This window comes from bacterium (genome assembly GCA_036524115.1).
Lineage (GTDB): Bacteria > JAUVQV01 > JAUVQV01 > JAUVQV01 > DATDCY01 > DATDCY01.
Window position 1 is genome coordinate 1 of the sequence record DATDCY010000284.1, and the last position, 8514, is coordinate 8514.

Annotated in this window: 6 protein-coding genes and 1 pseudogene; 3 read left to right on the forward strand and 4 right to left on the reverse strand. The window is 71.2% G+C overall.

The genetic code is table 11. The features are described 5' to 3' along the window. Positions 1-320 precede the first annotated feature (320 nt). From VI078_13610 to VI078_13620, 3 genes and pseudogenes are all read left to right on the forward strand, one after another. Entirely contained in the window at positions 321-1697 is a 1377-nt protein-coding gene (locus VI078_13610) for an integron integrase (GenBank protein ID HEY6000321.1), read from the forward strand. A gap of 164 nt (positions 1698-1861) precedes the next feature. Further along, positions 1862-2074: pseudogene (locus VI078_13615) on the forward strand (tyrosine-type recombinase/integrase). Positions 2075-2111: 37 nt separating this feature from the next. Beyond that, entirely contained in the window at positions 2112-2921 is an 810-nt protein-coding gene (locus VI078_13620) for an MBL fold metallo-hydrolase (GenBank protein HEY6000322.1), read from the forward strand. A 120-nt stretch (positions 2922-3041) separates the two neighbouring features. Here the strand turns inward: VI078_13620 and pgeF are convergent, their stop codons facing one another. From pgeF to ftsA, 4 genes are all read right to left on the reverse strand, one after another. Beyond that, on the reverse strand, positions 3042-3866 hold the full coding sequence (pgeF, locus tag VI078_13625) for a peptidoglycan editing factor PgeF (GenBank protein HEY6000323.1): 825 nt from the start codon (positions 3864-3866) through the stop codon (positions 3042-3044). Beyond that, positions 3863-5566, reverse strand: a complete 1704-nt coding sequence (locus tag VI078_13630; GenBank protein HEY6000324.1) for a radical SAM protein — start codon at positions 5564-5566, stop codon at positions 3863-3865. The genes pgeF and VI078_13630 overlap by 4 nt, the downstream gene beginning before the upstream one ends. A 386-nt stretch (positions 5567-5952) precedes the next feature. Further along, on the reverse strand, positions 5953-7110 hold the full coding sequence (gene ftsZ / locus VI078_13635; protein ID HEY6000325.1) for a cell division protein FtsZ: 1158 nt from the start codon (positions 7108-7110) through the stop codon (positions 5953-5955). Positions 7111-7198: 88 nt separating this feature from the next. After that, on the reverse strand, positions 7199-8431 hold the full coding sequence (ftsA, locus tag VI078_13640; protein HEY6000326.1) for a cell division protein FtsA: 1233 nt from the start codon (positions 8429-8431) through the stop codon (positions 7199-7201). Between the last annotated feature and the right edge of the window lie 83 nt (positions 8432-8514).

Here is an 8514-nt window from a genome sequence, read left to right on the forward strand (position 1 = left end):
AAAGGGCAGAAATGCAAGCGTGTCCAGGGACGGCTACAACGCCTTGTTGAGCAGTATCCTTGTTCTGCACGACCACTATCCCTCGGCCTGACCGAAGGTCCGTTCCGTTCGTGTTGCACTGGAACGTCGGTAGCCTTTTCCTCGACACTGTCTATAGTGGCCCGATCCGCACGCATGCACGATTGCAGTTCATCGTTCTTGCTCAACAGTGTATTGAGCGGATGGATTACTGTTGGGGCAACAATGGAAACCGTTGTTGTTGGTTGACCGGTTTCCGTTGATGTCCCCTCGCGTGCACGATTCTTGCTCCTGGTGAAAGCATGGCAGCGGAGGGCACGCCCGTCAATCCTGATCCCGGCAATCTGCCGGCAGGTATTTGGCCCCGGTACCTGGCGATCCTGCGCAAGGCCGGCGTCGCGGCTCGGAACGCGCAGTGGTACGAGCGGTGGGTCGAACGCTTCGCCTTCTTCAAACCTAATAGTCCTTTGTCGGCACGTAGTTACGATGACGTCCGGGGATTTCTCAGGGGTCTGGGTGCCTCCGGCACCGTGCCTGGCTGGCAGCTCGAGCAGGCGGATCACGCCCTGTACCTGCTCTACCGCGACCTGTTTGCGTCCTCGTGGGTGCGGGAGTGGCGCAGCGTCGAGCCGTCCGCCGAGCCTCCCGTCTGCCCCCCGTCGGATCGAGGGCGTGCGGGCGCTTGTACCGCCAGGGACCGGACGGACCAGGCCCGGGCGAACGCCGCGGAAGATCTGGCCGCGAGGATTCACGCCGAGATCCGCACCCGTGGCTACTCCTGGAAGACGGAGGCCACGTACCGGCACTGGGCCCGGCGCCTGCTCGCCTTCTCGGGGGCCGCGTCGCCGGACCTCATCCCTTCCGGGAAGCTGAGGGAGTATCTCGCCTACCTGGCAGTCGACCGCGGGGTCGCTGCAGGGACGCAGAGCCAGGCGCTCAACGCCTTGGTCTTCCTCTTCACCCACGTGCTCAAGCGCCCCATCGGGGAGATCGGCGAGTTCCCGCGCGCCAAGCGGCCCCAGCGCATTCCGACGGTCCTGGACCGCGGCGAGGTCCGCGCGCTGCTGTCCCGCATGGTCGGCACGCCCGCCCTCGTCGCGCGCATCCTCTATGGAAGCGGGCTGCGGCTGGGCGAGGGCCTCGGTCTGCGAGTGAAGGACGTCGATCTGGCGCACCGGCAGCTGCTGATCCGCAACGGCAAGGGCGCAAAGGACCGGGTGACGGTGCTTGCGGACGGCGTCGTCGAGGAGCTGCGCGCGCAGATCGAGACGGCGCTGGAACGTCACCGCGCCGAACTGGCGCATGGCCGGGGCGACGCCTGGATCTGGCCCGCGCTCGAGCGAAAATATCCGGGGATCGCCCGCCAGTCCGGCTGGCAGTTTCTCTTCCCCGCCACCGGGCTCTGGAAGGATCCGGACAGCGGCCGCATGTTGCAGCTGCACGTCCATGAGAGCGTCGTGCAGAAGGCGGTGCACGCGGCGGCGATCGCCGCCGGCATCACGAAGCCGGTCGCATGCCACACGCTGCGCCACTCGTTCGCGACGCACCTGCTGGCGTCCGGCGCGGACATCCGCACCGTCCAGGAGCTGCTCGGGCACTCCGACGTCTCGACGACAATGATCTACACGCACGTGCTGAATCGGCCGGGGCTTGCCGTCCGCAGCCCGGCGGACGGATGAGCGTGCGAGCGGGCTACCGCAGTTCACGGAACGAGACGCGGACACCCTCCTCGACATGGTCGTTTCGCGGTCCGGTCCTGCCACCCCGGCGGATCAGCGGGGCTGAAGTTTTCCGACGGTACTCCTCGGAAAATGTGCGCGTCAAGCCAATTCTTCCCTCGCCCGCGGTGCGGGTGGCAGCCGTGCGCTCCGGCATCTCGAAGCGCCTGAGCTGCCACACCCTGCGCCACTCGTTCGCGACGCACCTCCTGGAGTCCGGCGCGGACATCCGCACGGTCCAGGAGCTGCTCGGGCACTCGGACGTGTCGACGACGATGATCTGCACGCACGTCCTCAACCGGCCCGGGCTCGCGGTGCGCAGCCCCGCCGACGGGTGAGGCGGCGCCCCTTGACAGGCTGCGGACGCGGGTCACAATGACGGATATCCCGTTCATCTTCGGCACGGAGGAGGCGATCATGGCGAGCGTGACGTTCCTCGAATCCTGGTTCCGCGTGGCCTGCTGCGCCGCGGCGCTGGCGCTGGTGGCGGTTGCCGCCGTGGCGCGCGCGGGCGAGCCACCGGAGAAGGACCTGTTGAAGGGGCCGGCCGGCGACCTCGAGGTCACGTTCGTCGGGCACGGCAGCTTGATCCTCTCGGCAGGCGGCGTGGTCGTGCACGTCGATCCCTGGGGCAAGCTCGCCGACTACGGCGCGTTGCCGAAGGCCGACGTCGTGCTCGTCACCCACGAGCACCAGGACCACCTGGATCCGAAGGCGATCGCGGCGGTGTGCAAGGCGTCGACCCGGGTCATCGCCAGCGCGGCGGCCGTCGCCCAGATCCCTGGCGCCGCGGCGATGGCGAACGGCGACCAGGCGGTCGCCGCCGGCGTGCCGATCGAGGCCGTGCCGGCCTACAACCTGAGGCACGAGCGCGAGCCCGGCGTCCCCTACCACCCGAAGGGGCGCGGCAACGGCTATGTGCTGACCATGGCCGGCCTGCGGATCTACGTCGCGGGGGACACCGAGAACGTCCCCGAGATGAAGGCGCTGGCGGGTGTCGACGTCGCCTTCCTGCCGATGAACGTCCCCTACACGATGACGCCGGAGATGGCGGCGGACGCCGCGCTCATGGTCCGCCCGAAGATCCTCTACCCGTATCACTTCGGCGAGACGGACACCTCCCGGCTCGCGGCGCTGTTGAAGGACCACCCGGAGATCGAGGTGCGGATCAGGCGGATGCCTTGAAATTGACCCGCCGGGCGTCGAGAACGGGCCAGATGCAAGGCGGACGACGATCCGGCGACTGAGGCGGGCTAGCTGCCCGCCGCAGGGAGGCGGGAGGAGTCCAACGCCGCAGATGGCCCGTTATCGGCGCCCGGCGCCGGCGACGACGAAGTTGAGCATCCTGCCGGTGCGTCCGTCGCGCCGGTAGCTGAAGAAGAGGTCGGCGCGGCAGCTCGTGCACAGCGGCACTGCCGTCACGGCGCGGGCGGGCACGCCGGCGTCGCGCAGCTGGCGCAGGTTCGCCGCCTGCAGGTCGAGCCACCAGCCGCCGCCCCGCACGAAGATGCGGCGGGCGTGCGCCGCGCCCCAGCGTCCGGCAAAGGCCTCGCGCACTTCCTCGCCGACGCGGTAGCAGCAGGGCCCGATGGCGGGACCGAGCGCCGCGATCACGTCCGCCGGCGCCGCCCCGGCAAGCGCGCACAACTCCCGCACGGCCGCCGGCGTCACGCCCTCGAGCGTCCCGCGCCAGCCGGCGTGGGCGATCGCAACGGCGCGCGAACCCGGGACGGCGAGGACGACGGGCAGGCAGTCGGCCGTGAGCACTCCGAGGGAGATGCCGGCGCCGTCCGTCGTCATCGCGTCCGCCTCGGGGCGGCCGCGCCGGTGGTGGCAGGAGGCGCGCCCCGTCGTGACGCGCTCGACGCGCGCACCGTGCACCTGCGAGATCAGGCCCCAGCCGCGGGGCGGGAAGCCGGCCGCCGCTTCGAGACGCCGCCAGTTCTCGCGCACGCGCTCCGGCGGGTCCCCCTCCCTCGAGGAGAAGTCGAGGCTCGCGAAGCGCCCGCGGCTCGCGCCGCCGCCGCGCAACGTGAAGCCGTGATGCACGCCCGCGCGCAGGAGTGGCTCCGCCGCCAGCCAGCGCAGCCGTCCGCGGCCGCGCTCGACGATGGTTGCGGTCGCGCTCAAGCGCCCGTCTCCGGGTCCTCGCCCCCGGCCGTGCCGCCGCGCGCATCCGGACCGCCGTGCCCGCCGCGCGCGAGCGCCCGCTCGTACTGCGCGCGCAGGGCGCCCTTGCTCAGCCCGACGTCGATGAAGTCCCACGGCAGCAGCTCGTCGCGCCCCTTCTCGCGCCCGACGAAGAACTCCGGGTCTACGGCCGCCGCGCGCAGCGCCCGCGGCCAGTCGTCCCCGGCGACCGCCGCTTCGAGGATGTCGGCGACGCGCCGGTCCCCGAGCGAGAGCAGCGCCTGGACGTGCGACCACTTCGGCATGTCGTGGGTCACCGTGACGTTCGGGATCTTCCGCAGCTCGCGCGCCACGGCGGACTGCGCCTCCTTGAGGGCGCGCACACCGGCGAAGGGGTGCCACTGGAACGGCGTCCACGCCTTCGGGACGAAGCTGCCGAGCGCGACGGCGACGCGCGGCAGCTCCGTCCTCTCGCGGCGCGCCGCCAGCACCCGCTCGCGTACGGCCGCGACGAGGCCGGCGATGGCGGCGCGGTCGGCCGCCGTCTCGGTCGGCAGCCCGAGCATGAAGTAGAGCTTGATCTGCCGTAGGCCCGCCGCGGCCGCCCGTCCGGCCGCCTCCAGGATCTGCGCGTCGCTGATGCACTTGCCGACGATGCGACGCAGACGCTCGCTCCCGGTCTCCGGCGCGAAGGTGGCGGTGCGCGTGCCGCCGGCCGCCAGCACCTCGAGCAGCTCGGGATCGACGCGGTCCAGGCGCAGCGAGGAGAGCGAGATGCCGCGGCCGGCCGCGACCACCTCGCGCCCGAGCGCGACGAGGTCGGGGTGGTCGGCGACCGCCGCCCCGAGCAGGCCGACGCGCGGCTGCAGCCCGGCGGTCTGCGCGATCGTCGCGCGGAGGGCCGCCAGCGAGCGGTGGCGCAGCGGGCGCACGACGTGCCCGGCGGCGCAGAAGCGGCAGCCGCGGCCGCACCCGCGCGAGACCTCGACGAGGCAGAGGTCGGCGAACTCGCTCCCCGGCGCGACGGTGCGGCCGATCGTCTCCCAGGCGTCCAGGTCGCGGACGGCGGCGCGCACGATCCGCGCGGGTGCGCCGGGGGCGGGCTCGAATGCGGCGAGCGTCCCGTCGGCGCCGTAGCGCGGCGTGTAGCGCGACGGCAGGTAGATGCCGGGCGTGGCCGCGAGCCGCTCCAGCGCCGCGTCGCGCCCGGGCCGGCCGCGAACGGCATCCACGAGCGGCGCGAGCAGTTCCTCCCCTTCCCCGACTGCCACGGCGTCGACGAAGGGCGCGATCGGCTCGGGGTTGAGCGTCGGCGCGAAGCCGCCCGCGACGACGAGCGGCGAGCCGGGCAGGCGGTCCGCAGCGCGCAGGGACAGGCCCGAGAGGCGCAGCACGCGCAGGAGGTTCTCGTAGTCGTTCTCCGCCGAGACCGAGAAGGCGAGCAGGTCGGACTCGCCGGGGGCGAAGCTTGCGTCCATGACCTGGAGGCGCGCGCCGTCGTCCTCGAGGAAGACGCGCTCGGCGAGGACGCCGGGCAGCGACGCGAAACCGTGCAGGACCGTCTGGAAGCCGAGCGAGGACATGCCGGCCCGGTACCCGCCGGGGTACGCGAGCGCGACGCGCACCTCGCCGCCGTGCCGCGGCGGGCGCCATCCGCGCTCGCGCGGCTGCGACGGACTCGAAGGACTGCGGCGCCTCACGCGGTCATTGTGCCGCAGTCAGCGGACGGTGGAAAGGACGCCGGGGAGGGCGGGGCCGTGATGGGCGGCGCCAGCCGCCCTCTTGTCGCTGACTCTGCGACTGAACGGTGCCTTGCGCCGCAATCGGGCACTACGAGATGCAACCTCGGAATGGCAGGGCGATTCGAGTGCTCGGAACGCGAGGCTTGTTTCTGCGTCGAAGGGTATTCCGGACAATGATTATGCCCGGAACGAATGCATCGGCTGCCCGGGTCGAGAGGGAGCGGATATTTTCGTCTTGGCAAGGCAGCGGGGATGGGCGCGCGGAGGTGGCCTGGTGGCCACCGCACAAGCAGCCCTACCCGCAACGCCGCCAGGGCGGAAATAGCCCTCCCTATCGGCCCGGGCTAATCGGCCTGCCTTCTGAGGAAGGTGGGGATGTCCAGGTCGGCGCTGTCGAGGTCCGACTCGAGCACCGTGAAGTCCATGCCCACCGCCTTCTTGAGGCCCCGGTTCCTCTCCACCGTCGGGATGTCGTAGTTGACCGGCGCCTGCGCCTGCTGGCGGCCGACGCGCACCGGCGGCCGCGCCGCCCCGGCGGCGACCCGCTCCTCGAAGCCCGTGGCGATCACCGTGATGACGATGTCCTCCTGCTGGTCCTGCCGGATGACGGTGCCCCAGATGATCTGCGCGTCCTCGGAGACCGCCTTCTGCACGATGTTCGCCGCCTCGTTCGCCTCCTGCAGCGACAGGTCGGGCCCGCAGGTGACGTTGATCAGCACGCCGTGCGCGCCGTCGATCGAGCCGTCCTCGAGCAGCGGCGAGGAGATGGCGCGGTTGGCCGCCTCGGTGGCGCGGTTGTCGCCGCGCGCCACGCCAACGCCCATCACGGCGCGGCCCATGCGCGACATCACGGTGCGCACGTCGGCGAAGTCGACGTTGACGAGCCCGGGCACGGTCACGAGGTCGGCGATGCCGGCCACCGCCTGCCGCAGGATGTCGTCGGCCATGCGGAAGGACTCCAGCAGCGTCGTCTTGCGGTCGACGACGCCGAGCAGCCGCTGGTTCGGGATCGTGATCAGGGTGTCGACGTTGTCGCGCAGCTCGCGCAGCCCCTCCTCGGCCTGGCGCATGCGCCGCTGCCCCTCGAAGGGAAACGGCTTGGTCACGACGCCGACGGTGAGGATGCCCATCTCCTTGGCGATGTTCGCGATCACCGGCGCCGCGCCGGTCCCGGTGCCACCGCCGAGGCCCGCCGTGATGAAGAGCAGGTCCGTGCCGTGGATCGCCTCGGCGATGCGCGTGGAGTCCTCGTTGGCCGCCTTGCGCCCGACCTCCGGGTTGGCCCCCGCGCCGAGCCCCTTCGTCAGCTTGGCGCCGATCTGCAGCTTGCTGCCGGCCAGCGAGGTCGAGAGCGACTGCAGGTCGGTGTTGGCCGCGATGAACTTCACGCCCTCGACGCCGGCGGCGACCATCGAGTTCACGGCGTTGCCGCCGCCCCCCCCGATGCCGATCACCCGGATGTCGGCCCCCAGCATCATCTCCTCGTCGATCTCGAAGTTCATCCGCCCCGTGTCCCTGCCGGTGTCCGCGTACTCGATCAGCATCGTCTTCCTCCCGTCTCCCGCACAGCCGTCCGCCATCGACGTTCGCTCACTCGAAGAAACCGCCGAACCAATCCCGCACCTTGTGCAGCGTGGTGCCCCAGGCGCCGCGCCGGCCGCCCGGGCCGAACCGCTCCCCGTCGCGGTGGTGCATCCCGTAGAGCACGAGACCGACGCCCGTGGTGTAGACCGGGCTGTCGATCGCCGTGATCATCCCGCCGACGCTGTGCGGCGTGCCGCGCCGCACCGGCAGGTCGAAGACCTGTTCCGCCAGCTCCGGCAGCCCCTCGAGGATCACCGAGCCGCCGGTGACGACGATCCCGGAGGGGATCATCTCGAGGAAGCCGGACTTCTCCATCTCGCGCTTGGCCAGCTCGAGGATCTCCTCGACGCGCGGCTGCACGATCTCGGCGAGCACCATCCGCGAGAGGGTGCGCTTCTCGCGCCCGCCCACCGAGGGCACCTCGATGCTCTCCTCGGGGCGCACGAGCGAAGCCAGCGCGCAGCCGTACTTGCGCTTGATCTTCTCGGCCTCGGCCGGCGGCGTGCGTAAGCCCACCGAGATGTCGTTGGTGACGTGGTTGCCCCCGAGCGCGATCACCGAGGTGTGCCAGATGCTGCCCTGGTTGAAGATCGCGATGTCGGTGGTGCCGCCGCCGATGTCCAAGAGCGCGACGCCGAGGTTCTTCTCCTCCTCGGTGAGCGCGGCGTAGGAGGAGGCGAGCTGCTGGAGCACGATGTCGCGCACCTCGAGGCCGGCGCGGTTGCAGCTCTTGATGATGTTCTGCACGGAGGTCACGGCGCCGGTGACGATGTGCACCTCGGCCTCCAGGCGCACGCCGGACATCCCGAGCGGCTTGCCGATGCCGTCCTGCTCGTCGATGACGAACTGCTGCGGCAGCACGTGGATCACCTGGCGGTCCATCGGGATCGCCACGGCCTTCGCGGCCTCGATGACCCGCTCGATGTCGCCCTGCGAGACCTCCTTGTCGCGGATCGCGATGACGCCGCGCGAGTTGAAGCCCTTGACGTGGCTGCCGGCGACGCCGGCGTAGACGCCCTCGATCTCGATGCCGGCCGCGAGCTCCGCCTCCTCGACGGCCTTCTTGACCGCCTCCACCGTGGAGTCGATGTTCACGACGACGCCCTTGCGCATCCCGTGCGAGGGGCTCGAGCCGACGGCGACGATGTCGAGGCCCTTGTCGGTGATCTCGCCGACGACCGCGAGGATCTTGGTCGTGCCGATGTCGAGGCCGACCACGAGGTTGTCGTTCCTAGGCATGTCCCCCCCCCGCGGCGGCGCGCCCGCGCTCCGCGCCCGTCCTCGTCCCCTTGCCCGCCTCCGCGCCCGCGCCCGCGCCGGGC

Coding starts and splice junctions, on each gene's coding strand:
- VI078_13610 (HEY6000321.1), top strand. CDS start 321: ATGGCAGCGGAGGGCACGCCCGTCAATCCTGATCCCGGCAATCTGCCG.
- VI078_13620 (HEY6000322.1), top strand. CDS start 2,112: ATGACGGATATCCCGTTCATCTTCGGCACGGAGGAGGCGATCATGGCG.
- ftsZ (HEY6000325.1), bottom strand. CDS start 7,110: ATGAACTTCGAGATCGACGAGGAGATGATGCTGGGGGCCGACATCCGG.
- ftsA (HEY6000326.1), bottom strand. CDS start 8,431: ATGCCTAGGAACGACAACCTCGTGGTCGGCCTCGACATCGGCACGACC.